This window comes from Acinetobacter proteolyticus, assembly GCF_000367945.1.
Lineage (GTDB): Bacteria > Pseudomonadota > Gammaproteobacteria > Pseudomonadales > Moraxellaceae > Acinetobacter > Acinetobacter proteolyticus.
This window is the reverse complement of the sequence record NZ_KB849179.1, coordinates 2,982,962-3,007,764: the sequence shown is the minus strand read 5'-3', so window position 1 is coordinate 3,007,764 and position 24,803 is coordinate 2,982,962. Positions and strand designations below refer to the sequence as shown.

The 24,803-nt window shown below is 43.4% G+C and carries 26 protein-coding genes; 10 read left to right on the top strand and 16 right to left on the bottom strand.

Annotated features, from left to right (window positions below):
- Nucleotides 1-244 precede the first annotated feature (244 nt).
- Complete coding sequence (gene ribF / locus F993_RS03090) at nt 245-1,246, bottom strand: riboflavin biosynthesis protein RibF (RefSeq protein ID WP_004656784.1); 1,002 nt, start codon at nt 1,244-1,246, stop codon at nt 245-247.
- 207 nt (nt 1,247-1,453) lie between these two features.
- Between ribF and F993_RS03095 the strand changes: the two genes are divergently transcribed.
- From F993_RS03095 to F993_RS03105, 3 genes are all read left to right on the top strand, one after another.
- Entirely contained in the window at nt 1,454-2,587 is a 1,134-nt protein-coding gene (locus F993_RS03095) for a TDT family transporter (protein WP_004656783.1), read from the top strand.
- A gap of 333 nt (nt 2,588-2,920) precedes the next feature.
- Nucleotides 2,921-3,487 carry a phosphorylase family protein gene (locus F993_RS03100; RefSeq protein ID WP_004656782.1) on the top strand — a complete coding sequence of 189 codons (567 nt, stop codon included), beginning with the start codon at nt 2,921-2,923 and terminating at the stop codon, nt 3,485-3,487.
- Between the two features lie 242 nt (nt 3,488-3,729).
- On the top strand, nt 3,730-4,008 hold the full coding sequence (locus F993_RS03105; protein WP_004656781.1) for a DUF2164 domain-containing protein: 279 nt from the start codon (nt 3,730-3,732) through the stop codon (nt 4,006-4,008).
- A gap of 188 nt (nt 4,009-4,196) precedes the next feature.
- Here F993_RS03105 and F993_RS03110 read toward each other — a convergent pair whose 3' ends face one another.
- The 11 genes from F993_RS03110 to ubiG all read right to left on the bottom strand — a co-directional run bounded on the left by F993_RS03110 (nt 4,197) and on the right by ubiG (nt 14,410).
- On the bottom strand, nt 4,197-4,808 hold the full coding sequence (locus tag F993_RS03110; protein ID WP_004656779.1) for a TetR/AcrR family transcriptional regulator: 612 nt from the start codon (nt 4,806-4,808) through the stop codon (nt 4,197-4,199).
- 243 nt (nt 4,809-5,051) lie between these two features.
- Nucleotides 5,052-5,852, bottom strand: coding sequence for an ATP-binding cassette domain-containing protein (locus F993_RS03115; RefSeq protein ID WP_004656778.1), 801 nt, complete (start codon nt 5,850-5,852; stop codon nt 5,052-5,054).
- A 13-nt stretch (nt 5,853-5,865) separates the two neighbouring features.
- Nucleotides 5,866-6,669, bottom strand: a complete 804-nt coding sequence (ssuC, locus tag F993_RS03120; protein ID WP_004656776.1) for an aliphatic sulfonate ABC transporter permease SsuC — start codon at nt 6,667-6,669, stop codon at nt 5,866-5,868.
- Entirely contained in the window at nt 6,666-7,841 is a 1,176-nt protein-coding gene (gene ssuD, locus F993_RS03125; protein WP_004656774.1) for an FMNH2-dependent alkanesulfonate monooxygenase, read from the bottom strand. The genes ssuC and ssuD overlap by 4 nt, the downstream gene beginning before the upstream one ends.
- Nucleotides 7,842-7,873: 32 nt before the next feature.
- Nucleotides 7,874-8,863, bottom strand: a complete 990-nt coding sequence (locus F993_RS03130) for an aliphatic sulfonate ABC transporter substrate-binding protein (protein ID WP_004656772.1) — start codon at nt 8,861-8,863, stop codon at nt 7,874-7,876.
- 12 nt (nt 8,864-8,875) lie between these two features.
- Complete coding sequence (locus F993_RS03135; protein ID WP_004656771.1) at nt 8,876-9,868, bottom strand: sulfonate ABC transporter substrate-binding protein; 993 nt, start codon at nt 9,866-9,868, stop codon at nt 8,876-8,878.
- Between the two features lie 312 nt (nt 9,869-10,180).
- Nucleotides 10,181-11,536 (bottom strand): amino-acid N-acetyltransferase, encoded by a 1,356-nt coding sequence (gene argA, locus F993_RS03140; RefSeq protein ID WP_004656769.1) that lies wholly within the window; start codon nt 11,534-11,536, stop codon nt 10,181-10,183.
- A 112-nt stretch (nt 11,537-11,648) separates the two neighbouring features.
- Nucleotides 11,649-12,032 carry an RcnB family protein gene (locus F993_RS03145; RefSeq protein WP_004656767.1) on the bottom strand — a complete coding sequence of 128 codons (384 nt, stop codon included), beginning with the start codon at nt 12,030-12,032 and terminating at the stop codon, nt 11,649-11,651.
- 182 nt (nt 12,033-12,214) lie between these two features.
- On the bottom strand, nt 12,215-12,961 hold the full coding sequence (locus F993_RS03150; protein WP_004656765.1) for a YciK family oxidoreductase: 747 nt from the start codon (nt 12,959-12,961) through the stop codon (nt 12,215-12,217).
- Nucleotides 12,962-12,998: 37 nt separating this feature from the next.
- Complete coding sequence (locus F993_RS03155; protein WP_004656763.1) at nt 12,999-13,697, bottom strand: HAD family hydrolase; 699 nt, start codon at nt 13,695-13,697, stop codon at nt 12,999-13,001.
- A complete protein-coding gene (gene ubiG / locus F993_RS03160; RefSeq protein WP_004656762.1) occupies nt 13,694-14,410 on the bottom strand; it encodes a bifunctional 2-polyprenyl-6-hydroxyphenol methylase/3-demethylubiquinol 3-O-methyltransferase UbiG in 717 nt (238 codons plus the stop codon). The genes F993_RS03155 and ubiG overlap by 4 nt, the downstream gene beginning before the upstream one ends.
- A 178-nt stretch (nt 14,411-14,588) precedes the next feature.
- Here ubiG and F993_RS03165 point away from each other — a divergent pair, with 178 nt between their 5' ends.
- Nucleotides 14,589-15,209 (top strand): thiol:disulfide interchange protein DsbA/DsbL, encoded by a 621-nt coding sequence (locus F993_RS03165; protein WP_004656759.1) that lies wholly within the window; start codon nt 14,589-14,591, stop codon nt 15,207-15,209.
- A 53-nt stretch (nt 15,210-15,262) separates the two neighbouring features.
- On the opposite strand, the gene F993_RS03170 is transcribed toward F993_RS03165, so the two are convergent.
- The gene (locus F993_RS03170; protein WP_004656758.1) at nt 15,263-15,898 is read right to left on the bottom strand and encodes a TetR/AcrR family transcriptional regulator; all 636 of its coding nucleotides are present in this window, start codon (nt 15,896-15,898) and stop codon (nt 15,263-15,265) included.
- A gap of 107 nt (nt 15,899-16,005) precedes the next feature.
- On the bottom strand, nt 16,006-16,656 hold the full coding sequence (locus tag F993_RS03175) for a TetR family transcriptional regulator (protein WP_004656756.1): 651 nt from the start codon (nt 16,654-16,656) through the stop codon (nt 16,006-16,008).
- A 313-nt stretch (nt 16,657-16,969) separates the two neighbouring features.
- On the opposite strand from F993_RS03175, the gene F993_RS03180 reads away from it, so the two are divergent.
- The 4 genes from F993_RS03180 (at nt 16,970) to F993_RS03195 (ending at nt 22,474) form a co-directional block, all read left to right on the top strand.
- A complete protein-coding gene (locus F993_RS03180) occupies nt 16,970-17,995 on the top strand; it encodes a flavin reductase family protein (protein WP_004656753.1) in 1,026 nt (341 codons plus the stop codon).
- 33 nt (nt 17,996-18,028) lie between these two features.
- On the top strand, nt 18,029-19,171 hold the full coding sequence (locus F993_RS03185; RefSeq protein WP_171066084.1) for a fatty acid desaturase family protein: 1,143 nt from the start codon (nt 18,029-18,031) through the stop codon (nt 19,169-19,171).
- Nucleotides 19,172-19,268: 97 nt separating this feature from the next.
- Entirely contained in the window at nt 19,269-19,985 is a 717-nt protein-coding gene (gene rph / locus F993_RS03190; protein ID WP_004656749.1) for a ribonuclease PH, read from the top strand.
- A 308-nt stretch (nt 19,986-20,293) separates the two neighbouring features.
- Nucleotides 20,294-22,474 carry a phosphocholine-specific phospholipase C gene (locus F993_RS03195; RefSeq protein WP_004656746.1) on the top strand — a complete coding sequence of 727 codons (2,181 nt, stop codon included), beginning with the start codon at nt 20,294-20,296 and terminating at the stop codon, nt 22,472-22,474.
- Between the two features lie 64 nt (nt 22,475-22,538).
- On the opposite strand, the gene F993_RS20245 is transcribed toward F993_RS03195, so the two are convergent.
- The gene (locus F993_RS20245; protein WP_004656745.1) at nt 22,539-22,778 is read right to left on the bottom strand and encodes a hypothetical protein; all 240 of its coding nucleotides are present in this window, start codon (nt 22,776-22,778) and stop codon (nt 22,539-22,541) included.
- Nucleotides 22,779-22,973: 195 nt separating this feature from the next.
- Here F993_RS20245 and F993_RS03200 point away from each other — a divergent pair, with 195 nt between their 5' ends.
- The gene (locus F993_RS03200) at nt 22,974-23,165 is read left to right on the top strand and encodes an ABZJ_00068 family colistin stress protein (RefSeq protein WP_004656743.1); all 192 of its coding nucleotides are present in this window, start codon (nt 22,974-22,976) and stop codon (nt 23,163-23,165) included.
- Here the strand turns inward: F993_RS03200 and nadC are convergent.
- Nucleotides 23,162-24,007 carry a carboxylating nicotinate-nucleotide diphosphorylase gene (gene nadC / locus F993_RS03205; protein ID WP_004656741.1) on the bottom strand — a complete coding sequence of 282 codons (846 nt, stop codon included), beginning with the start codon at nt 24,005-24,007 and terminating at the stop codon, nt 23,162-23,164. The two genes, F993_RS03200 and nadC, sit on opposite strands and share 4 nt — an antisense overlap.
- Before the next feature lie 145 nt (nt 24,008-24,152).
- Between nadC and ampD the strand changes: the two genes are divergently transcribed.
- Nucleotides 24,153-24,746: a 1,6-anhydro-N-acetylmuramyl-L-alanine amidase AmpD gene (gene ampD, locus F993_RS03210; protein WP_004656739.1), complete on the top strand. Its 594-nt coding sequence runs from the start codon at nt 24,153-24,155 to the stop codon at nt 24,744-24,746.
- The last annotated feature ends 57 nt before the right edge of the window (nt 24,747-24,803 follow it).

Genomic DNA, 24,803 nt, shown 5'->3' with positions numbered 1-24,803 from the left:
TTGGCTAAAACCACACAAACAAGGCATGAAACGTAGGCAATGGCGATCCCCTTGTCAAGTTTCATAACGATGTTTGGGGCAGTTTTAGCTATAACCCTTCGGGACAGGGATATTTTTTGCCGCTACTGCGTTATAACTTGGCTCATTTAGAATGACTAAATTTCGCAAGTCATGCCTTGTATCGTCTAAAAAAACTCCTCTGTCGCAAGCATTGTGAAGTGTAAACAAACCCTACTAATTAAATTTAAAAAGGAAATTCAGCTGTGTTAGTACGATAGTCTCGTAACTTTTGCACATCATCATCAATTCCGGCTTTGAGGGCTTCAAGCGAAGGGTAATTCAGCTCACCATGTAAATAGTGAAGGAAGGTTACCCGCATCAATAAGCCATACAGATTAGCAGAAACATCAGGGAAATGTACCTCTAATCGCCATTCTGGCTGGTCTTGTTTGATGGCTGGGCGTGTCCCCACATGACCTGCACCAAACAAACTGTCAGCTTGATAGCCTGCAATCCCGTTGAGGGCAGGATCTGAATGTTTTACTTTTGCGCTCAATGATGCATTTTCACACATCACGTCCACTGCATAAATGCCGTTTAAACAGGGTTTATGACGGTTTAAACGCACATTAATGGTTGGAAAATCAAGGGTGCGACCAATCTGATCACCATATTGTACTCGGCCTGTGATGCTATAAGGGCGCCCCAAGAGTTTGGCTGCTAATGCCAGATCACCTTGTTGCAGAACTTGACGAATACGGGTCGAACTAACACGTTCACCATTTAAAGCGACGGTATTTAAATTGGTGACGTCAAAGCCGTAATCGCGTAAAAATTCACTGTTACCTTGGCGGTCTTTACCAAAATGGAAGTCATCACCCAACACTAGGCTTTGTGCATTGAGTTTTAATTTAAGTAGTTCAGCAAATTCAGTGGCATTTAAGCTTCTAAAATAATGGTCAAATTTCGCTACAGCAATATAGTCCACACCGAGCTCAGTCAAATATTCTACTTTTTCTCTGAGTGAGCTGATTCGAGGTGGTGCCTCATAACCTTTAAAAAATTCAAGTGGTTGTGGCTCAAAAATCATTACCAAGGTCTTTAAGCCTTGCGCGTCAGCCAAGCTTTTGAGTTGAGCAATCATCGCTTGATGGCCGAGATGGACACCATCAAAATTGCCAATCGTTACCGCAGTCGGCGGTAACTGAAAATCTGGCGATAATGCATTAAGACGAAGCAACTTCATGAGCGTTAAATACAGTGATTTTTGCAAAGGCTATATATTGCCATATTCTCAGCGTTTCGTCTTGTTGTTGTGTTTTTACACAGAAAAATTTCATTATTTAAAGTCTTTATATCAATTAAATTGATTCATTAAATAAAAATAAATCAATTTTTCTTATTTAATGATTGACCTAAAATAGCTGCATAGTCGCTTGATATTGAGAAAGAGATGAAAAAGCCGTTTTATCAGCTAGAGCAGAGCACCGATGTGATTCGCCATTTTACCCCGAACTGGTTTACTGCAACCATGGGAACGGGTGTGGTGGCGATGATTTTAGCACAACTGCCTTTCGCCTCATCTGTTTTGTTTATGCTAGCGACCAAATTATGGCAATTTAATATTCTTTTATTTAGTACCTTTAGCGTGCTGTATATTTTACGCTGGATTTTATTTCCAACCGAAGCAAAACAGATTTTTACTCATCCCAATATGAGCTTATTCCTCGGCGCGATCCCGATGGGCTTAGCCACGATTGCCAATGGTTTTCTGAGCTTCGGTATCGATTTATATGGTGATATTGCCGTTCAAATTGCCACTTATCTTTGGTATCTGGATGTGTTTCTTGCGGTGGTAATCGCGTGGGTGGTGCCATTTTGTATGTTTAGCTGCCAAGATCATCAATTACAACGGATGACCGCGGTATGGTTACTCCCGATCGTGGCCTGTGAAGTTGCGGCCAGCTCTGCGGGGCTGTTGTTGCAACATTTAGCAGCCAATCAACATGCGTTAACTATCTTGATCACAGGCTATGTGTTGTGGGGTATTTCTGTACTACCTGCTTTTGCGATCTTAACCATTTTGATGTTACGTTTAGCTTTACACCAGTTACCTGAAAAAGAAGTCGCGATTTCTAGCTGGTTATGTTTAGGGCCGATTGGAACAGGGGCATTAGCGTTATTATTACTGGGTGAGCAAGCGCCACGTATTATGCAGGCGATGGACTTTGAAGGCTTAGCGACCTTACTTCCAGCCTTGGGTATTGTGGCAAGTTTGGTGCTATTAGGTTTTGGCTTATGGTGGTTCGGGATTGCGATCTTGACCACACTGCGCCATATGCGTACTGGCATTCCATTTAACTTGGGTTGGTGGGGACTGACTTTCCCATTCGGTGTGTTTATTTTGGCGATCTTTAATTTAGCGCATCAATTACATATCGACTTCTTACAGTACGCGGCTGTGGTTTTAAGTCTGTTGTTGGTTGGCCTATGGGCATTGGTGATGAAGAAAACGTTGGCAGGGGCGTATAGCGGTCAATTATTTTTCTCTCCCTGTTTGGTCGCCTTACAGCAGAAGATGCAATAATATCGAGGTGTGCTAAAGCACACCTTTTTATGTAACCTGAGTTCGGTCTATATCTTTAGTTTTTAAAAACAATTATCTTGATGGAATCTTATTTGTTCTCATCCAATTTCAGGATAAACCTTCGGTTCGACTTACTTTTGTTTCGGCAAAAGTAAGCAAAACCATTGTCATCCGCAAAACTCGTTGACTACCATCAACTAGTTGAAAGAGTCGCAGAAACAACTCCTTATAAATGGAGCCCTGTCTCGAACAGTTGCGGACGACATTTCCGAGTATCATGTTTTTTGTTAAATTCAGGCTATGTTTGTTTATTTTGATTGAAAAGAGTCCTTTATGAATGCTGATATTGCTCTGATTATGGCTTTGCCGAATGAATCCAAAGGGCTGTTTGAACAAGCAGGTATTGAAGTTCATTACAGTGGAATCGGCAAAATTAACGCAGCATTCAAGGCATTTGAGGTGATTCAAAAGACGGGATGCAAAACGCTGATCAATTTAGGCAGTGCTGGCAGTTCACACTTTGATGCGCACAGTCTGGTTGAGGTGATTACTTTTGTGCAGCGTGATATGGATGTGTCTCCACTGGGTTTTGCCGTGGGAGTGACTCCGATGGATGATGAGATTCCAGCTGAAATCCATACTCAAGCCCATTTTGAGCTTTTACCCAAAGGGATTTGTGGAACGGGTGATTCTTTTGAAACAGGCGTTCCAAAGGTCAGTTGTAACCTCGTCGATATGGAGGCTTATGCTTTGGCCAAAGTGTGCCAAAAACTGGGAGTGCGTTTGATTTCGGTCAAATATATTACTGATGGCGCCAATGATACGGCCCATTTAGATTGGGAAGAGAATCTGCTGCTTGGTGCACAAAAATTATTGGCGCTGTATCAGGCGCATTTTTAAATGCAAAGGTTTAGCGTTGTATTATATGCAGGTAAACTCTTTCTGATCAGTAAGTTGTTGAAAATAAATAATTGTTGGGTTTCCACATAACGGTCATTATGTAAAATAAAAAGATATAAGAGTCTGTTTTATGAACAAATCAGACTCAAGTTGAGGAAGAACGTCATTATAAGACGTTCTGTTATTGCATAAATAATTTATAAAAATTGTAATTAGCGAATACTATATTTGAGATTAAATACATGACTGAAGACAAAATTATTAAATTTGATGAATTTACACGTGAACAAATGATCTTTTCATTGAAAAAATATACTCTTAAAGAGCTTGATTTAGATCTCGGAAATTTTCCCGCTCAATTTTTATTTGATTTTATTGTTGAAGAGTTTGGACATCATTTCTACAATCAGGCTTTAACAGATACTCATGAATGGTTAGCGGAGAGATTCTCCTACTTAAATGATGATTTATTTATATTAACTAAGGAAAAACCTAAAGAGAAAATTGTTAAGAAACTCTAAAACCAACAGAATATGCCTTACATGAAAGGCTTAATACATCAAACTATGACCCTCTTAATCTAAGCCATTCTGCGGTTTAGCGCAGATGAGTGGTTTTTCATCATACTTTGGATGATAAAAAAAGCGACTCACAAAGTCGCTTTTTTAATATATTTCAATCGCTAAAATTTAGGCTTTTAGAAGAAAATTTAACGGGGTAATACACCGTATAACATCAAATGTACGGTATGTTCGATAGTGCGTTGAAACATGCTACGGTTACGCAAAGTTTTACCTGTGACCATTTCCATTTGTGTTGAAAAATCAGCGTAATTCTGGGTGATCGCCCAAATATTGAGAATCAATAATTCAGGGTCAATCTCTGCCGACAATTTACCTTGCTCTTGCCAAGTTTGAATCACCTTGGTTTTACGCTTAAACAGCTTTTTTAACGGCCCTTTTAAGATCGGTAAAATATGCGGCGCACCTTGAATAATCTCAAGAGCAAATAAACGTGAGGCTTTAGGCTGATCACGTGAGCTTTCAATTTTTTGAATTAAATAGTGAGTCAGGGCTTCAGTAGGCTCAAGCTCAGACTCTAAGGTTTGCAAGGGTGCAAGCCACTTTTGTAATACCGTGGTGAGCACCTCGACATAAAGCGACTCTTTATTTTCATAGTAATAGAAAATATTCGATTTATGCATATTTGCCAGTTGCGCAATCTCATCCAGACTGGCACCACTAAACCCATAGACGGAAAAAACATCGAGGGCAGCATTCAGCAGTTGATTGCGCTTTTGTGTACTTTTTTTCTGTTCCATCTGCGAGCTTGATTCAAAAAATGTCATTGACATTGTAAGATAAATTGTCGGATTTGTGCACAATAACGAATTTTTTTTATCGAAAAAAATAGACTTTTTGGGTCAGTGTTGAGGATGTATTTGATAATTATTGAAATCTAAAAAAGCGTATACATATTTTGTAAATAATTCATTTTTCGTTCATCAAGTTTGACTGGCATTTTTTGATTATTTTTCTGTTTTCCAGTGCCTATTCAAGCGGTTTTAGGTGGCTAAAACCGCATCAAGGACTTGTTGTTCGAGCTGAGCGAAAGCAATACTCTTTTTTCGTGGGCGTGGCAGATTGACTTGAAAACTCTGCGCGATATGCCCTTGATCCAGCAGAATAATTCGATCTGCCAATTGCACTGCCTCACTGACATCATGTGTAACCAAGATGGCGGTAAACCCTTGTTCTTTCCACAGACGTTCAATCAGGTTCTGCATTTCCAGACGAGTGAGCGCATCTAAAGCGCCGAGTGGTTCATCCAGCAATAGAATACGGGGTGTATGTGAAAGTGCGCGGGCAAGGGCAGCCCGTTGACGTTGTCCACCTGAAAGCTGTGCTGGCCATTGGCTGGCTTTGTCTTTTAAGCCCACTTTTTCCAAGAGTTGTTGTGCGAGCAGGTGCTGATCTTTGGTTAAGCCCAACTGTACATTATGCAAGACACTTTTCCAGGGCAACAAACGTGGGTCTTGAAACATGACCCGAATATCATCGTTGGTAATGCCTTCACGGAAATTGCGAGCGGATAGGAACTTGATTTCGCCATAACTGGCTTTTTCGAGTTGGGCAATCAAACGGAGTAGGGTACTTTTACCACAACCACTGCGGCCAACGATGGCAACAAACTCACCCGCTTGGATGTTGAGGTCTAAATCCTCAAGGACTTTAACCTCACCATAGAATTTATACAGTTGCTCAATCAGAATATCAGCCCCATTGGCGGGTGCGGTGGTGGTTTCTGGCTCGGCAATCGGTTGAATGAGCGTGTTATCGTAGAAATTTAAATTTAGGTTACTCATTTTTCTGTCCCTTTTATTTTTGATAGCCTGCATGCCAACGTAATAGATAACGTTCCAAACCTTGTGCCAGTACGTCGGCTAATTTACCCAGCAGGGCATACAGTAAAATACCGACCAAGACGATATCAGTTTGTAAAAACTCGCGCGCATTCATGGTCATATAACCAATGCCAGACTGGGCGGAAATGGTTTCAGCAACGATCAGAAGCACCCAAACCAGACCTAAAGAAAAGCGTAGTCCAACTAAAATTGAGGGCATCGCACCGGGTAAGATAATGTCTCTATAGAGCTGCCAGCGATTGAGACCGTAGCTTTTGCCCATTTCGATCAGCTGCGGATCGACAGAGCGGATTCCGTGATAGGTATTGATATAGATTGGGAAAAATACGCCGACAGCAACCAAGAACAACTTGGCCGTTTCATCAATGCCGAACCATAAAATCACCAGTGGAATCAAGGCTAACGCAGGGATGTTACGAATCATTTGCAGGGTGGTATCCAGCAAGGTCGAGGCAATACGAGATGAGCCATTGAGTAGTCCTAAAACCAGACCAAGCCCGCCACCAATCAACAAACCGAGTAAGGCACGACCCGCACTGACTTTGACATGCTGCCAAAGTTCACCACTGAGCAGTAAGTGCCAGAAGGCACTCACCACAGCGGTTGGGGCAGGTAATACCCGACTTTGCAATAGGCCTGAACTAGAAGCCGCTTGCCAAATCAGGATCAGTAAAATCGGAAACAGCCAAGGCAGAAGACCTTTGCCTATTTTTTGTGTTCCACGTGAAACATCATTCAAAAATGGTTTTGCACTCATGCGTCCTCCTTGATCAAGGCTTTTGCTTGCTTGGTCTCAGGGACATAGTTATTGGCAATGATTTCTCCGAAAGGCCCCGTTAGATGTGGTTGCGCCAGTTTTTCACGGGTTTTAAGTGGCAGTAATGGGAACACCAGTTCGGCAAAACGGATCGATTCTTCCAAATGTGGGTAACCTGAGAAAATAAAGGTATCAATCCCCAAGTCAGCATATTCTTGAATACGTGCGGCGACAGTCTCAGGATCGCCAACTAATGCAGTGCCCGCACCGCCACGGACTAGGCCAATGCCGGCCCATAAGTTTGGAGAAACTTCCAATTGATCTTTACGTCCGCCGTGTAATGCAGCCATACGTTGCTGACCGACTGAATCCATTTGCGCAAATTTTTTCTGTGCTGCGGCAATGGTTGCATCATCCAGATATTGGATCAGTTCATCAGCGGCGGCCCATGCTTGTTCATTGGTCTCGCGTACAATCACATGTAAGCGAATGCCATAAGTGAGTGTGCGACCTTTGGCAGCTGCTTTGGCGCGGAGATATTCAATTTTCTCTTTGACCGCAGCCGGCGGTTCACCCCAAGTCAAATAGGTATCAACTTGTTCCGCTGCCAACTCTGTTGCTGCTTCTGAAGAGCCCCCAAACCAAAGCGGTGGGTAAGGCTGCTGTACCGGCGGGTAGAGCAACTTGGCATCATCGACACTCAGGCGCTCACCATGAAAAGTAAAAGATTCACCTGTATGTGAACGGGTCAAGATTTCACGCCAGATTTTGACATATTCGGATGCGGTCTGATAACGGGTGCTGTGATCTTCATAGAGACCATCACCTTTTAGCTCTTGCTCGTCTCCCCCTGTGACCAGATTCAATAAAATACGGCCATTGGAGAGGCGGTCAAAGGTCGCTGCCATACGTGCTGCAAGCGCTGGCGTGGTAATGCCTGGACGCAGCGCGACTAAAAATTTGAGTTGTTTGGTGGCATCAATCAGACTGGCTGCGGTAATCCATGGGTCTTCACAAGAACGGCCAGTTGGAATCAGTACGCCTGCATAACCGAGATTATCCACCGCAACGGCAATCTGTTTCATATAAGCATGATCGACCTGACGAGCACCCTTGCTGGTGCCTAAATAACGACTGTCACCATGAGTGGGGATAAACCAGAAAATATTCATGTCGATGTTCCTTATGAAAATGAAAGGTATGTTTATTGGGCAGACCAGACACTGTGCTGAATATCAATCTGCACAGGAATCAGTTGCTCTTGTTTAAATAAATCGGCGATTTGTTGCTGACTTTTGATCACTTCAGGGTTGAGCGCATATACCGGTGAAGGTTTTGGTCGTTTGTTCAGAACCTGTTGAGCGACAGGCGTACTGAGTCCGGTACTTTGTGCATAAATCTGTAGTGCTTGATCTTGATGTTTCACAATCCATTGATCTGCGCTGTTCACACTATGAATGAATTTCTGTGCTGAATCGGGATGCTTTTGAATGAAGTCAGGATTGCCGATATAAAAAGAATAGGTGGTTGGAAATGCTGAACCATCGACCAAGGTTTTGGTATGGCCCTGTAACTCAGCAGTCCCCAGATAGGGTTCCCAAATCGCCCAAGCATCTACAGCCTTTTTATCAAAGGCTGCACGAGCATCGGCAGGTGGTAACCAGATCGGTTGAATGTCTTGCCAAGATAGCCCTGCTTTTTGCAGGGTTTTGGCGAGTAGTTCGTGTGCACTTGAGCCTTTCTGTACCGCAACACGCTTACCTTTTAAATCTTGCAGCGTGTTGATCTTGTCGTCGGCATGCACCAATATGGCTTGGCCTGTCGGTGCAACGACTTCATAAGCGACATAGCTCAACGGTTTTGCTGCGGCTTGAGCAAAGATTGGCGGGGTATTGCCCACATAACCAAAATCGACTGCACCAACGGCAAGTGCTTCTAACATTTGCGGACCAGCTGGGAACTCACGCCATTCAATTTTTGCATTCGGGAATGCTTGCTCAAACAACTGTTGTTGTCTGGCCACCAATAAATTTAGCGATGATTTCTGGAAGCCAATCGATAGGGTTTTGACTGCTGTATCTTCAGTGCTGGAAGCTGTTTTTTCAGTATTTGGGGATTCGGTCTTTTGGCAGCCGCTGAGTGAAAATGCAGAAATCAGCAAGCCGAAAACAGAAACCTTAGATAACAACTTCATCATCATCCCCTATTATTTAATCTCGTTCTTTAATACGGCATCTTGAATCACAAGTTGCTTCGGAATCAGTTTTTGTGCAAAGAAGGCATCGGCCACATATTGCTGTTCTTTGGCGACTTTGTCAGAGATCGGTTGAACTCCGAAGCCCATGCGTGAAATTGAGCTTTTTAAAACATCCAACTCAAGCCCCGTCGGTTTTTCCAGTAATTTTGCTGCATCATCTGGATGGGTTTGTACCCAATCTGTGGTCTGGTTTAGCGTATTCACCAGCGTTTTCAGTGCTTCAGGATGGCTTTCGGCAAATTGACGATCTGCCAGATAAAATTGGTGATTGCTGACCAAATGCTCGCCTGTAGCGATCACACGGGCATGAATCTGATGTTCTGCTGCGGCAAAAAATGGGTCCCAGATCACCCAAGCATCGACTGCACCTTTTTCAAATGCCGCACGGGCATCGGATGGCGGCAGGTAAACGGCTTGGATATCATTGAGGCTGAGGTTATTGGCTTCCAATAATTTGAGTAAGAGATAGTGCACATTGGAGCCTTTGTTCAGTGCGATACGCTTTCCTTTCAGATCCTGTATCGACTGAATCGGCGAGTCTTTCTGCACAATCAATGCTTCGGCCTTAGGTGCAGGTGGTTGGTTGGCCACATAGACCAGATTGGGATTGGCGGCTTGAGCAAAGATTGGTGGTGCTTCACCTGCTTCGCCAAACACTACACTACCCACATTTAGTCCTTCCAATAGTTGTGGTCCCGCAGGGAATTCAACCCATTTCACCGTGACACCTTGAGCAGCAAGATTTTTTTCTAATTCACCTTTTGCTTTGAGAATCGGCAGGATGCCATACTTTTGAAAGCCGATATTTAATGTTGTGGTTTCTTGTTTTGTGGTCTCTTGCTGCTCTGGTTTTTTTGCACAACCTGCAACACCCATCATACTGGCAAGGCTTGCGGCAATGAGGGTCGATGTTGCCCATGAGCGATGGATTGTAATAGCCATGTTGGTTGTGCTCCCCGGAAAATCAAAAGATTTAAATAAGATGAGCAACTAAGCTAAAACTTTTTTTATTGCATAAAAAATAAATAATCGGGCTTTGCTTATGATGAAAAGTGCAAAATAGAAGATTGCATAATCTTATCGATAAATGGAATAAGTGTTTAAAAAACAAAATTATTAAGACATTGTTTTTATTTGTTTTTTATTATTTAACTGAATGGTGAATTTATTCTTCATTCAGACTTAAGCAAAGATAATGATGATGAAGAGAGATCTTTATCAAAAATAAACATATCTCTTCATCCTGTTGAATGCTTAGCGCAGTCTCTTTTTAAACACCAAAGAGTTACGTTGATAGTTATATAGGGCCTGACGTGCATTGGGTAAATCATCCACGCTGGCAGGGACAAAGCCCTGTTCTAGGAACCAGTGTGCAGTTCGGGTAGTGAGTACAAACAGTTGCTGAATACCCAGTTGTTTGGCCTTACTTTCCAGAAATTGCAAAATCTGGCTACCGCGATTGGATTTACGGTAGCTTGAATCGACTGCAACACAGGCAATTTCAGCAGAACGAATTTCATCTGATCCTGCCGGAATTGGGTACAGTGCGGCGCAGGCCAAAATCATGCCGTCGCGTTCAATCACCGCAAAGTGTTCGATTTCACTTTCAAGACGCTCGCGTGAGCGATAAACCAGAATGCCTTCTTGTTCTAATGGGCGCAGCAGATTGATTAAACCGCCAACATCCTGAATATTGGCAATACGCACTTCTTCATAGTGCGCATCGGTGATCAATGTCCCGACACCATCTCGGGTAAATAATTCTTCAATCAACGCGCCGTCATAGGCATACGAAATCAAATGCACACGATGCACACCAGATAAGGAGGCTTGTTGTGCTTGCTTTAGGTGTAATGCAAATTCTGGATATTGCTGCTGATTTTTTTGAATATAGGGTTCAAGCTGACGCGGACTTAATTCTCGCAGTAACTGTTGTTGTTCATTCAACAGCCCTTGTTTTTCACCCAAGAAAATCAATTTATCGGCTTTGAGCGCCGTCGCAGTTTTGGTGGCGACTTCTTCTGCCAGTAAATTAAACACTTCACCTGTGGTTGAATAACCTGTTGGACCAAGCAAAACAATATTGTGATTGTCTAAATGACGTTGAATCGCATCGGTATCAACTGAACGGACTTCTCCAGTAAGCTGGAAATCAATACCGTCCCGAATCCCGTACGGTTTGGCGGTCACGAAATTACCAGAAACAACATCAATGCGAGCGCCATACATCGGCGAGTTGGCCAATCCCATCGAAAGCAATGCTTCAATTTCGAGGCGGATCGAGCCGACCGCATTCATCACACCGCGTAAGGATTCACGGGTGGTGACGCGGCGATTTTGATGAAAAGGGGTTTCAATATGACGGTCTAGGAGATTTTGATTGATCTGTGGACGTGCGCCATAGACCAAGATGAGACGGATGCCCAAAGAATGTAGCAGCGCAATATCATGGATGATATGTTGGAAATTTTCGTGCTGAACCGCTTCGCCGGCAAACATCAATACAAAGGTTTTATCGCGATGCGCGTTGATATAAGGGGCGGAATGGCGAAACCAATGCACATAATCTTGGGGGGTACTATGTGAATTTTCAGTCATTTGGTTCGCCATGTCGATCTCAGATATGCAGCACTAGATCTGATTTTAACGAAAAAAATCAAAAGATAAATCTATTCCTAAATCTAGCATTCAACTTTATTCAGTCAAATGAGCAAAAGTGGGCTTAGAAACCCATAATTCGAATAATGCTGTTATCATCGGAATTGACTAAAATATAGTCGTTGTTGATCTTGTACCACTGTTCATTACGACCTGGGCGAGGCAGATTGTTGTCTTTATAGTCGACTTTATAACCGTTACCACGATAGTGCTGTGGCATCACATAGCCTTCCTGCCAACGATGCTGTTTTAAACGCTCAACACCGCGCTCTTCACGCATGCGACGTTCACGTTGACGATTTTCACCATCTGGACGATCAAAGCCACGACCATTTTGCCAGCCACCACCGCGCGAATCATCATCGCGATCATGCGGACCTGCAAAAGTCCCCAAACTACTGAACAGGGTTGTCGAACCTAAAACCAAGATAATGAAAATTTTTTTCATGATGCACCTTATGGACTTCGGATGTCTCTCATGTGAACTACTGTACGTTAAAAATGCAGAGAAACTGTGAAGATCGATTCATTATTACTTTAAAACAATGAAGATTTTTCACCCATTTCTCTGAAAAAAGCAGTTTTTAACGTCAGTGTCCAATGTTATTTAGAATTATTGTCAGGATGAAATTAAGCTTGAGCGTCAATACTTTGGCCATTCATATCTAAACTGTCATCGCCCATGAGATACAGATAGGCGGGCATAATGCTATCTGGAGTCGGGAGTACTTTGGGATCTTCCTCTGGATAGGCTTTGGCACGCATGGCGGTACGGGTCCCGCCTGGATTGATGCAGTTAAAACGAATATTTGGATAGGTATTTTCTGCGGCAAAGATTTTGCTCATGGCTTCAGTGGCCACTTTAGACACTGAATAGGCACCCCACAAGGCACGCGCTTCACGACCGACACTTGAACTGGTAAATACCACAGAAGCATGCTCAGACTTTTCCAGCAAAGGCAACAAAGCCTGAGTCAGAGCAAAAGGGGCACGTAAATTCACAGCCAGTACATCATCCCAAACATCGACAGGATAATGAGCCAGTTCCACCCGATCACCAAGCATCCCTGCATTATGCAAGATACCATCCAGACGACCGAATTGTTGCTCTAGCGTGCTTACCAACAGCTCATAATCATGGGTTGAGGCTGTTGAAAGCTGTAAGGGTAAAATCGCAGGCTGTGGCGCACCTAAGCCTTCAATTTCATCATAGATCACTTCAAGTTTATTTAACGTGCGGCCGTGCAAGACCACCGTTGCACCGTGCAGGGCATAACTCATCGCCGCAGCGCGACCAATACCATCACCCGCACCGGTGATCAGGATAATACGATCTTTCAGTAAATCTGGACGAGGTTGATATTCTGAATATTTCATTGTTATGCCTCCTGTTCTTATCTGCAAAAATTTAAATTTAACCCATCATACCCTGATTTTCTGACAACACCGTGATTTTCTGTTTAAGCAGTTGGTGGAGTTCAGCAATGGTATGAATGATCGCATCAGCCTGCCAAGCGGCAAGATCATCGCGGGATTCTACGGGTAAATAGCCATAGGCTGCCAAGATGGTATACATATCGGCATGGCGACCTGCGTCAATATCGCGCGGGTGATCACCGACATAGATAATATCTTGGGCATCGATCTCGAGCTGTTTGGCAGCCAAATACATTGGCTCAGGATCAGGTTTGGTCTTGCTGACATCTTCTGGGCACACCAAGACTGCACAGCGTTCAGTCAGACCCAGTTTGGCCAATAATGACTCACTTAGACCACGAGGTTTATTGGTGACAATGCCCCACGGAATTTGGTGCGCTTCAAGTTCTTCAAGCAACGGATACATACCTGAAAACAGGTCGGTATCGACCACAATATTGTCACCATACACATCTAAAAAACGTTGTCGATGCGCTAAAAATATCGGGTCTGTGACCTCTAATTCTGGATAGACCAGTTTCACCATGGCACGTGCGCCTTCCGACACCTGAGTGCGGATAGTATCGGCATCCACCACAGGGCGTTGTTCATCACGGCACATTTGCTGAATGATACGAATAAAGTCCGCAGCGGTGTCGATCAGGGTACCATCGAGGTCAAATAAAACAGCTTTCATTCAGCACCTGTATTGGTGGTATGCACCATGTAATTCACATCAACATTCGGCGCTAACCAATAGTGTTTGGTAATTGGGTTGTAATGCAACCCCGTCATTTCTTTCAGGCTAAGCCCCGCATTGCGAATATCATGCGCCATTTCAGAAGGGCGGATGAATTTATGATAATCATGCGTGCCTTTAGGCAATAAACGCAGCACATATTCCGCGCCAATAATCGCAAATAAATACGATTTAGGGTTACGGTTAATGGTCGAGAAGAACACATGACCGCCTGGCTTGACCAGCGTTTGGCAGGCTTTCACGATTGAGGCTGGATCTGGCACGTGTTCCATCATTTCCATACAAGTCACCACATCATATTGACCTGCTTGCTCTTGTGCCAGTTGCTCAACTGGGATTTGACGATATTCGATGTTTTGCACATTGTCTTGTTGTGCATGCAAACGACCCACAGCGAGGGGGGCTTCACCCATATCGATGCCAAGTACATCTGCACCACGACGTGCCATGCTTTCAGCTAAAATACCGCCACCGCAACCAACATCAAGTACTTTTTTACCCGCCAAGCCACCGACACGTTCATCCACCCAGTTTAAACGTAAGGGATTGATTTGATGCAGCGGGCGGAATTCAGAATGTTGATCCCACCATTTGGCAGCCAATGCTTCAAATTTTGCGATTTCTTGCGGGTCAACATTCAATTGCGACATGGTGTCACCTCTATATTAGGATGATTATTTCGGTTTAATCTGTTGGTAGTGTAGCGATTCTGGTAAAAAAAGCGATAAATCCAATAAAAAACTTCACACAAGCAAAACGAATTGCTCGTGTTTGTTTTATATTTAGCATATAAACTTACGAAAAATGCTTAGAGGAAAAGCAAAGCCAATGAAAAAGTTAGTATTAGGTGGTTTAAGTGCAGTTGCGTTGGCATTCTCAATGAATGCAATGGCAGCAGATTTTGTGGCTGGTAAAGACTATACCGTGATTGCCAATCCAGGCAAAACCTCAGCACCTGCTGGACAACTCGAAGTACGTGAGTTCTTCTGGTATGGCTGCCCGCACTGCTTCAAGCTTGAACCACATATGCAAGCATGGTTAAAGCAAATTCCAAAAGACGTTTATTTCTTACGTACGCCTGCGGCGATGAATAAAGTCTGGGAACAAGGTGCACGTGGTTACTACGTTTCGGAAGCACTGGGTGTACGCAAGAAAACCCATATTCCATTGTTCCATGCCATTCATGAAGGCGGTCAGCAAATCTTTGACCAAGCCTCTCAAGCAAAATTCTTTGCACGTTATGGCGTACCTGAGCAGAAATTTAACAGCATGTTTAATTCCTTCCCAATCACGGCAAAAATTGCTGAGTCGAATAAGTTGGCGCAGCAGTACCAGTTGACGGGTGTACCAGCGGTTGTGGTGAATGGTAAATATGTGGTGCAGGGTGAAGATGCAAAAGTAACACAGGTGGTGGATTACTTGTTGGAAAAAGAGCGTAAAGCCAAATAATTTACGCCCATCTTCAATCAAAAAAGGACTGTTGTGACAGTCCTTTTTTTTATTTAGTTTTGATCCATTTGCAGATCTTTTAAGTCGATCTGAACTTTCTGAGTTGGCAGTGACAAGGCCTGATTGACGTACAGATTAATCAATTTCTCACGTGAACCGATTGAACGCTGATAATAGCTTGAGTTCAACAATAAGGCTGCACCGTAGGTCAGTGACCAGATATAAGACAGGTAATCACGAATCGACATATCATAATTTTGTGATTTTAAATATTTTTCCGTCATGTCTTTCAACGACACAATGCGCTGTTGGCGAATGGCATATAGCTCGTCAAACAGGTGCTTTAACTTTGACTCAGTCATGGTCAGATGTTCTTCTAACTGATGTAGCAGAATGGTACGACTCGGCGAGGTCAAATGATAAAGCATATAGCGTGGCGCATATTCTTTGACATCGGTATTGTATTTGTCTGAAATCTTTAAAATTTCTTTTTCATTTTGAATAATGAGTTCCAGCAGCAATTCATTTTTGCTACGGAAATGTTTATATAAGGTGCCCTTGGCAATATCCAGTTCAGCAACCAGTTCATCTAGGGTCATTTCTTGGTTGTTTTCTAATAACAGCTTTTCCGCGACCTGCAAAATTTTTTCTTTACGAATTAAGAACTGAGTATGACGATCAGGATTCATGATGCTTATAAGCTCCTCATAGTGTTCTACACGGCGTTTGCATTAGTGTCTAATGCATCATAACGCTAAGCAATGCTTTTATATATCAAACTTTGGTTTGGATCAGGTCAAGCGTTTTGGGGTTCCCAGTTGGAGATGCCACTGAAGAGTAAACGGACTTGCGTCGCTGCATTGTCAATAAACAGGTTTTGTTGTTCGAGTAAATGATCAATGCTGAATTGCTTCGGCAGATTGATCCAGGTCATGGCCCATGTAAACGACATATTGATCAAAATGGTCGACAGTACCTGTAAGTCCTTGGCTTCTTTAATATGTTTGAAGGTTTCCAGTTTGCACAGATCGATGGCCAGATCTTCAATCAAAAACTCAATTTCACGGGCAATGGCAATACGCACCGTCTCTGAACCGCCCCAACGTTCTGCAATCATAAATTGCCATTGTTGTGGGCTGTGATTCACGGCCTGTACAAATAATTCAATACTGGTTCTGGTTTTGGCCGAACCACTATGTTGTAAATAGCTCTGTCCCAATTGGTGAATCAGGCTTTTTAAATGCAAAGAGACCTGATCAACCAGCTCTTGCCCAAGCGCGTCCATATCTTGGAAATGACGATAAAACGCTGTTGGGACTAAACCCACTTCGCGAGCAACTTCGCGCAAACTAATGCTACTGAATGAGCGCCCAGCAGTGCTGAGGTGAAGTGCCGCATCCAGTAAAGCCTGCCGACTCTGTTGTTTTCGTTCATCTCTAATCGACATGAATAAGACTCATTGAAACCGTACAACAGAGTCTAGCAAAAAAAACAGAAACTTTTTAGTCCTTGTCCATTGCTAAATGCCAATGTTTTTGATCTTTCCCTGATCAGGGCCTGCTAGATATGCGCTCATGGCATGCGTATTTTTTTTAATTTTTTCCTTATTTTAAACGGCTTATCAAAAAGTATAAAAAATATCCAAAAAATTAGTGAACAAGTGTTGACTCAGTGAACACAAATAAATATAGTGTACACATGTTCACTACATGAACATTTGTTCACTCAATATAAATAGCCAGATACAAAACGAGGAACGTATGAACGCAGAGTTAAGTTATCAGCCACATTGGATTCGAGAAGATTTTGTTGATTTTATTTTGCAAAAGATAAAGCCAACCTTTGCTTGGAAACGTATTTTGAGCGAAGTTACCGCCGTCGAGCCACTCAGTGCGGACATGGTGTTATTGACCTTAAAGCCAAATCATAATTTTGATATTCGCCAAGTTCAAGCAGGTCAAAGTGTATTGATTACCCTGATGATTAATGGGGTGTACCAACAACGTAGTTATTCGATTATTGATGTGACTGCACAGGGTGAAATCCGTCTAGGCATCAAAGTCCAAGGGGTAGTGTCTAAAGCTGCTCAGCAACTTCGGGTTGGGGATCACTTTGAGATTTCGCAGGCACAAGGTGATTTTATCTTGCACCAAGGTCAGCAACCCGCCGTGCTGATTGCATCGGGTTCAGGCATTACTGCGATTTATTCTTTATTGCAACAAGCATTACAACAGCAATTAGAGCAAATTCATGTGCTGTATTTTAACCGTGCTGAAGTGTTTCATCAGGACATCTTGGCCTTGGCTGAGCAATATCCACAGTTGCACTATCACTTCTTTAATACATCGGCACAGAAACAACATTTAGATGCTGCATTGTTAGAAAAGTTAGTCCCGAATTTTAAAGATGTAAAAGCGTATGCCTGTGGTCATCACAGCATGATGCGCCAAGCACAAGATATTTATACACAACAGGGTGTAGCTGAAAATTTCCATCAAGAATTTTTCCAACCTATACAAATCGAGCATTCAAGTGAGGCTCAACCGATTAGTTTCCGTCGTGCGCAGCAGAATTTTATTGCAACGACCAATCTGCTGAGTAGTGCAGAGCAAGCAGGTTTACGCCCACAACATGGTTGCCGCATGGGTGTCTGTAACCGCTGTAGCTGTACCAAAGTCAGTGGCGTTACCCAGAACGTCATCACGGGTGAAATTGATGATCAACCGAATCGTCCGATCAAGTTATGTGTAAGCCAGGCGCTTAGCCCAGTCACCATTGATCTATAAAAACAAAGATATTTGAGGATGAACAGTATGAATATGGCATTAGAATTTAAAAGCGTATCAAAGTCAGCGCATTTAACCCCTGAACAAGTTGAAGAGTTTGGTCGCCGTGTCGAGCAAATACGTTTAGAAGTGATGCAGAATCTTGGCGAGCAGGATTCAAAATATATCTATAAAGTCCGTAATTTTGTACGTTATACCGAAATCGCGTCGCGTGGCATGTTGATGTTCGGTGGCTGGATTCCACCCGTATGGTTGTTGGGAACCGCGATGCTGGGTGTCTCTAAAATCGTCGAGAATATGGAGTTAGGCCATAATGTGATGCACGGTCAGTTTGACTGGTTGAATGACCCAAGCTTGCGTGGCGAAGATTACGACTGGGATAACACCTGTTCAGGCAATGACTGGCGCTACACGCATAACTACATGCACCATACCTATACCAATATTGTCGGTAAAGATCATGATGTCGGTTATGGCATTTTACGTGTGACAGAAGATCAGAAGTGGGAAGTACGTCATTTAGCCAATATTCCATTGGCCTTACAGCTGATGTTCTTTTTCCAGTGGTATGTCGGTGTGCAAAACCTGCATTTAGAAGATGCATTGGTCTATAAAACCAAAACTTGGAAACAGGTCTGGGCAGATGCGGCCGAGTTCCGTAAAAAAGCCAAACGCCAAGTGTTGAAAGACTACGTGTTCTTCCCAGCGATTGCGACCATTAACTTTATTCCGGTATTAGCAGGCAATGCTGTAGCCAATATCATACGTAATTTATGGTCATCTGCAGTGATTTTTAATGGTCACTTTACTGAAGATGCTGAAACCTTTGAAGCAGATAATACCGAGAACGAAACCAAGGCGCAGTGGTACCTTCGCCAGATTCGTGGTTCAAGTAATTTCACGGGTGGCAAATGGATGCACTTTATGAGTGGAAACTTGAGTCATCAGATCGAGCATCATTTGTTCCCAGATATGCCAGCCAATCGTTATGAGCAAGTTGCACCACAAATCAGAGCTTTATGTGCTGAATATGGGGTGAACTATAACGAAGCTAACTTCATGAAACAGTTCTGGACGGTATGGGTACGCTTAGCCAAATGTTCATTGCCAAATGATCTCTCAGCACAGTTGGCACAAGGGTGGAGCAACCTTAAGTCAAAGTTTAAGTTTGCTTAATTCGGTGAATTGTAACCAATAAGTAAAACTGAAAGCGCGTGTAATTGAGCTATACTATGGCGCAATGATATTTGAGCCATAGTTTTAAGGAATCGTTATGCGTATTGACCAAAGAACACTAGACCAATTACGTGAGGTCAAAATTACCCGTAACTATACTCGTTACGCAGAAGGCTCAGTTTTGGTTGAGTTTGGTCATACCAAGGTGTTGTGTACCGCAAGCATTGAGAACTCAGTCCCTCGTTTCCTCAAAGGTCAGGGTCAAGGTTGGGTTACTGCGGAATACGGTATGTTACCGCGTTCAACCCATACCCGTAGCGATCGTGAAGCGGCGCGTGGTAAGCAAACCGGTCGCACCCAAGAAATTCAACGTCTGATTGGTCGTAGCTTACGTGCCATGGTGGATTTGAAGAAGTTGGGTGAGAACACCATTACCATCGACTGTGATGTGATCCAAGCGGATGGTGGCACACGTACTGCAGCCATTACTGGCGCAGCCGTGGCTTTGGTTGATGCCATGAATGTATTGCTCAGCAACAAAAAAATTAAACAGGATCCATTAAAGAGTTTAGTCGCAGCAATTTCAGTCGGGATGTATAAAGACGAAGTGCTACTCGATCTATGCTACGAAGAAGATTCAAATTGCCAAACCGATCTAAATGTGGTGATGACACAGGCTGGCGAATTTATTGAAATTCAAGGAACGGCAGAAGACAAACCGTTTACGCGCCAGCAGTGCAATGCCATGTTAGAGCTTGCAGAAAAAGGAATCGCGGAATTGATTCAGAAGCAACAGCAGGCACTCGGTTGGTAAGTTCCAGTTGATAGTGCGGGCGGTCTGGTTTTTTTAGACCGCCTTTTTTTTATCTATTTTTTGTCATCGAATTGCGATCAAATCATCATCGAACTGTCATTTAGATTGTATTGACTATCTGCACTGATATTGAATGGATAGTCAAATGCGAAATTTCTTTTTAGCGTTACTTGCTGGGAGCTGTGTATTACTCAGTGCCTGTAACGACGGTGACGACAATAATAACTCAACGTCAAATCCGCAGCCGCCAACGCCAAGCTGCAAAATGCATTGTGCACCCTAAATAAGAACAATAAGGAAATCGATAAATGAATCGTCGTGACTTTTTATTAAATTCAACCAAAGCTTTGTTTGGTACGGCTGCCTTGACCAGCTTCCCGATGAGTATTCAAAAAGCCCTTGCGATTGATGCCAAAGTCGAGACAGGCACCATCAAAGACGTTAAACATGTGGTGATCTTGACTCAAGAAAACCGATCTTTTGATAATTATTTTGGGACCTTGAAAGGGGTGCGTGGTTTTGGCGATCGTTTTACCATCCCGTTGAGTGAAGGTCGTAAAGTCTGGGCGCAGTATGACGCCAATAAGAATACCGTCTATCCATATCACTTAGACAGCAGCCGTGGCAATGCTCAGCGTGTCAGCGGTACACCGCACTCATGGACCGATGGCCAATATGCTTGGGATCATGGTCGTATGGGCAGTTGGGTCCAATACAAACAACCGCAATCGATGGGCTATTATAAGCAACAAGAAGTCGAATTTCAGTTTGCCTTAGCCAATGCCTTTACGCTGTGTGATGCTTACCACTGCGCCATGCATACGGGCACCAACTCTAACCGTATGTTTATCTGGACGGGAACCAATGGTCCAACAGGTGCCAATGTTGCCAGTGTGGTGAATGATCTGGATGCGATTGGCCCATCGACCACAGGTTATGACTGGACCACTTATCCTGAGCGTTTGCAACAAGCAGGGGTCAGCTGGAAAGTGTATCAAAACATGCCTGACAACTTTACAGATAACCCTTTAGCTGGGTTTAAACAGTATCGCCGTGCCAATGAATTATCAGGCAAACCGGTCAATAACAGCAGCATTTGCCCTGCCTATGATCCAGCAATTGATGCCAGTCAACCTTTGTATAAAGGCATTGCCAATACCATGCCCGATGGCGGTTTCTTAGGGACATTTAAAGAAGACATTGCCAAGGGACAATTACCGCAAGTGAGTTGGTTGGTGGCACCTGCAACCTATAGTGAACATCCAGGGCCATCAAGCCCAGTGCAAGGGGCATGGTATATCCAAGAAGTGCTGAATGCACTCACCGAGCGTCCTGAGCTGTGGAGTCAGACCGTTTTCTTGATTAACTTTGATGAAAATGATGGTTTCTTTGACCATGTGCCTTCACCAAGCGCCCCTTCAATGGATGCATCAGGCACGGTCTATGGCAAATCGACGCTCAGTAAAGAACAGATGTCCTATGAATATGCGACACATGCTAAGGCTTCGAATGGACAACCGAATTTTACCGATCCTAAAGTGAGTAATGGCGTTGGGGTCTATGGACCGGGGATTCGTGTGCCGATGTATATCATTTCTCCGTGGAGTCGGGGTGGTTGGGTCAATTCGCAAGTGTTTGATCACTCCTCGGTGATTCGATTCTTGGAACAATGTTTTGATGTGAAAGAGCCGAATATCAGTCCTTATCGTCGTGCCGTCTGTGGAGATTTAACTTCGGCATTTAACTTTAAAACGCCTAATTTACTGCCTGTACCAGACCTATCTGGTAAGAAGAGCAAAGCTGAGGCCGATGCGATTCGTAAAGCACAGGAACGTTTATCTCAGGTCAGCCGTCCGCTCAGTCAGACCGATCCAGTTCAGGAGATGGGGATTCGTCCATCGCGTGCACTGCCTTATGTACTGCATAGCAGTGCCAAAGTCGATGCTGTGGCTAAAACCGTGAAATTGATGTTCTCAAATACGGGCACACATGCGGCCGTCTTCCATGTCTATGACAAATTGAATCTGGATGCCGTTCCACGCCGTTATATGGTGGAAGCGGGCAAGCAACTGGATGATGTTTGGCAGACTAAGGACAATCAATATGATTTATGGGTGTTGGGGCCAAATGGTTTTCACCGTAGCTTTAAGGGTAATCTGACGCAGACGGCTCAAATTCAGGCACTCCCTGAAATTCGCGTTTGTATGGAAGAGTGTGACCCTAAACTGTTTTTAAAAGTACGGAATGATGCAGCCCAGCCTGTAAAACTGCTGGTCAAAGCCAATGCCTACTTACCGAACAAGACTTGGCAAATTGAAACGGCCGCGACTGAACAAGAACTGAGTTGGGATATGACTGAGTTTGGGGGTTGGTACGATTTTACCGTCACGATTGAAAATGATCTAAGCTATAGCCGTCGCTTTGCTGGACGTATTGAAACCCATGAAGACTCGATTTCTGATCCGTATATGGGCTTTTCAGTAAATTAAGGTTGTTTGATGTGAGACTAAGGCAGTTTAAGTAAATCTTAGGCTGCTTTTTATAGGTTGAAAATTATCTTAGTACAAACCAGTAGATACATAGAAATATCAATATGAGCAGCGTGATAAAACCGACGACAAATACTTCGGTACTATCAAAATCCACCCGTTGCCTCAGACGATAACAGCGAACCACCGCATAACCGATGCTGCGGATCAAGCCTTCAAAAATAATCTCAAAGATCAGGTCAACGAATAGAAAACGGAACAGCTTAAACAGCACATGAAATACGGCTTCGAATACGGTGTCCATACTTATTATTTTAATAAATTGAGCTGCTTAGCATTTTAAGCTTACACAGAGCGAAATGAAAGTAGACATAAAGCCATCATCGTCAACACAACATTACTGAGAGTTTACATGCCTGTAACACAGCCCACTGATTTGACTCATGTTGCTTTGATAGATTGAACACAAATTGAAATGAAGTATTTTTAGGGGATAACAATGTTACAAGTATTTCTGGTTTTACTCACCGCAGTGACTTTTGTACTCATGGCGGCTGACCCTCGTCCAACTGATTCGACCGAAGCCAAATCAGCGTGGAGTGAGCGAGTTGAAACGACGCAATTTGCTAAAACAGAGGTTTTAGTAGAACAAAAGCCAGTGAAGCAAGAAAAAGACCTTGATCAGGCTTAAGCATTAAAACGCATGGATAAATCAACTGCACGTACGTCTTTGGTCAATACGCCCATTGAAATGTAGTCCACGCCAGTCGTTGCCACTTCGCGTAAATTGTCGATGGTGATGTTGCCAGAAGCTTCTAATTTACAACGACCCGCAACATGCTTGACCGCATCAATCATCTGCTGTTGGCTAAAATTATCCAGCATCACAATATCAGCGCTGGCTTCAAGCGCTTGATTGAGTTCATCCCAAGTTTCGACTTCTACTTCGACCGGTTTACCGGGTGCAATCTCATGTGCTTTGCGAATCGCTTGTGCAATGCCACCTGCGGCCATGATGTGATTTTCTTTAATTAAAAAGGCATCAAACAAACCTAAACGGTGATTTTGTCCACCGCCAATCGCAACAGCATATTTTTGTGCAATGCGCAGGCCTGGCAAGGTCTTGCGAGTATCAAGCAATTTGGTATGCAAACCTTCCAGTTGGTGAACATAGCTGGCTGTTTTCGTCGCAACCGCAGACAGCGTTTGAATAAAGTTTAAAGCAGGACGTTCTACAGTGAGCAAACTACGCGCTGAACCCGCCAGTTTTAAAAAGGTTTCATTTGCTGCAACAACATCACCTTCCTGTTTTAACCAAGTCACTTGAACGGAGCTGTCGTAGGCTTGGATTAAGGCATTAACCCAAGGTTGACCCGCCAATACCATCTCTTCACGACTAATAATGGTCGCTGTGGCTTGTTCATCGGCTGGTGTGAGCAGGGCGGTGATATCGCCATCCCCAATATCTTCCTGTAATGCTTGTTGAATATTGATTTGAATAGATTGTTCAAGCAAAGATTGAGGAATACTCATACCAGTTCCAGTGTATGTTTGACTAAAAAACGTGTGTCATATATTAACACCCTCCCCATAAAAAATAAGTATTTCATCTCGATTATTCGTGATAAAGCATGTCAAAATGGGCTAGATAAATATTAAATTGCTGATTCGAGTCCTCATGCAACACGCTAGATTTGCTCAAGTACAAGATGGAATCTTAGAGGGTGCAAGCCAAATTGTATCGCCAAATTTTAATGCGCGCCCTGCCGATACCGAGATCCAATTGATCGTTATTCACAATATCAGTTTGCCGCCTTCACAGTTTGGCGGCGGCTATATTCAGCAATTCTTTCAGAATCAACTGGATTGGTCTGTACATCCTTATTTCCAAACCATTGAAGGAATGCAGGTGTCTGCACATCTGTTAATTTTACGCACAGGCGAAGTGATTCAGTTTGTGAATTTTAATGATCGTTCGTGGCATGCTGGTCGTTCCAGTTATCTTGCACAAAAAGAATGTAATGATTATTCGATTGGGATTGAGCTGGAAGGGAGTGATGATTTATCTTTTGAGCCTGAACAATATCAGGCTTTAGTTGAAGTGGTCAGTACCTTGCAACAGGCTTATCCAAAGATTCAAAACCATATTGCAGGTCATTCCGACATTGCCCCAAAACGTAAAACCGATCCCGGTGAACACTTTGATTGGCAATTGTTCCGAAATTTGCTTGCTCAACAAAAATTAGCCAAAAAAACAGCGTCGGATTTATAATTTCATAACGCAATCTATTCGGACTTTCATTACAATAACGCTTTTTAAAAGATAAGC

Excerpts from the sequence above, each read along its gene's own strand:
- ribF (WP_004656784.1), bottom strand. The coding sequence starts at position 1,246 with ATGAAGTTGCTTCGTCTTAATGCATTATCGCCAGATTTTCAGTTACCG.
- F993_RS03095 (WP_004656783.1), top strand. The coding sequence starts at position 1,454 with ATGAAAAAGCCGTTTTATCAGCTAGAGCAGAGCACCGATGTGATTCGC.
- F993_RS03100 (WP_004656782.1), top strand. The coding sequence starts at position 2,921 with ATGAATGCTGATATTGCTCTGATTATGGCTTTGCCGAATGAATCCAAA.
- F993_RS03105 (WP_004656781.1), top strand. The coding sequence starts at position 3,730 with ATGACTGAAGACAAAATTATTAAATTTGATGAATTTACACGTGAACAA.
- F993_RS03110 (WP_004656779.1), bottom strand. The coding sequence starts at position 4,808 with ATGGAACAGAAAAAAAGTACACAAAAGCGCAATCAACTGCTGAATGCT.
- F993_RS03115 (WP_004656778.1), bottom strand. The coding sequence starts at position 5,852 with ATGAGTAACCTAAATTTAAATTTCTACGATAACACGCTCATTCAACCG.
- ssuC (WP_004656776.1), bottom strand. The coding sequence starts at position 6,669 with ATGAGTGCAAAACCATTTTTGAATGATGTTTCACGTGGAACACAAAAA.
- ssuD (WP_004656774.1), bottom strand. The coding sequence starts at position 7,841 with ATGAATATTTTCTGGTTTATCCCCACTCATGGTGACAGTCGTTATTTA.
- F993_RS03130 (WP_004656772.1), bottom strand. The coding sequence starts at position 8,863 with ATGAAGTTGTTATCTAAGGTTTCTGTTTTCGGCTTGCTGATTTCTGCA.
- F993_RS03135 (WP_004656771.1), bottom strand. The coding sequence starts at position 9,868 with ATGGCTATTACAATCCATCGCTCATGGGCAACATCGACCCTCATTGCC.
- argA (WP_004656769.1), bottom strand. The coding sequence starts at position 11,536 with ATGGCGAACCAAATGACTGAAAATTCACATAGTACCCCCCAAGATTAT.
- F993_RS03145 (WP_004656767.1), bottom strand. The coding sequence starts at position 12,032 with ATGAAAAAAATTTTCATTATCTTGGTTTTAGGTTCGACAACCCTGTTC.
- F993_RS03150 (WP_004656765.1), bottom strand. The coding sequence starts at position 12,961 with ATGAAATATTCAGAATATCAACCTCGTCCAGATTTACTGAAAGATCGT.
- F993_RS03155 (WP_004656763.1), bottom strand. The coding sequence starts at position 13,697 with ATGAAAGCTGTTTTATTTGACCTCGATGGTACCCTGATCGACACCGCT.
- ubiG (WP_004656762.1), bottom strand. The coding sequence starts at position 14,410 with ATGTCGCAATTGAATGTTGACCCGCAAGAAATCGCAAAATTTGAAGCA.
- F993_RS03165 (WP_004656759.1), top strand. The coding sequence starts at position 14,589 with ATGAAAAAGTTAGTATTAGGTGGTTTAAGTGCAGTTGCGTTGGCATTC.
- F993_RS03170 (WP_004656758.1), bottom strand. The coding sequence starts at position 15,898 with ATGAATCCTGATCGTCATACTCAGTTCTTAATTCGTAAAGAAAAAATT.
- F993_RS03175 (WP_004656756.1), bottom strand. The coding sequence starts at position 16,656 with ATGTCGATTAGAGATGAACGAAAACAACAGAGTCGGCAGGCTTTACTG.
- F993_RS03180 (WP_004656753.1), top strand. The coding sequence starts at position 16,970 with ATGAACGCAGAGTTAAGTTATCAGCCACATTGGATTCGAGAAGATTTT.
- F993_RS03185 (WP_171066084.1), top strand. The coding sequence starts at position 18,029 with ATGGCATTAGAATTTAAAAGCGTATCAAAGTCAGCGCATTTAACCCCT.
- rph (WP_004656749.1), top strand. The coding sequence starts at position 19,269 with ATGCGTATTGACCAAAGAACACTAGACCAATTACGTGAGGTCAAAATT.
- F993_RS03195 (WP_004656746.1), top strand. The coding sequence starts at position 20,294 with ATGAATCGTCGTGACTTTTTATTAAATTCAACCAAAGCTTTGTTTGGT.
- F993_RS20245 (WP_004656745.1), bottom strand. The coding sequence starts at position 22,778 with ATGGACACCGTATTCGAAGCCGTATTTCATGTGCTGTTTAAGCTGTTC.
- F993_RS03200 (WP_004656743.1), top strand. The coding sequence starts at position 22,974 with ATGTTACAAGTATTTCTGGTTTTACTCACCGCAGTGACTTTTGTACTC.
- nadC (WP_004656741.1), bottom strand. The coding sequence starts at position 24,007 with ATGAGTATTCCTCAATCTTTGCTTGAACAATCTATTCAAATCAATATT.
- ampD (WP_004656739.1), top strand. The coding sequence starts at position 24,153 with ATGCAACACGCTAGATTTGCTCAAGTACAAGATGGAATCTTAGAGGGT.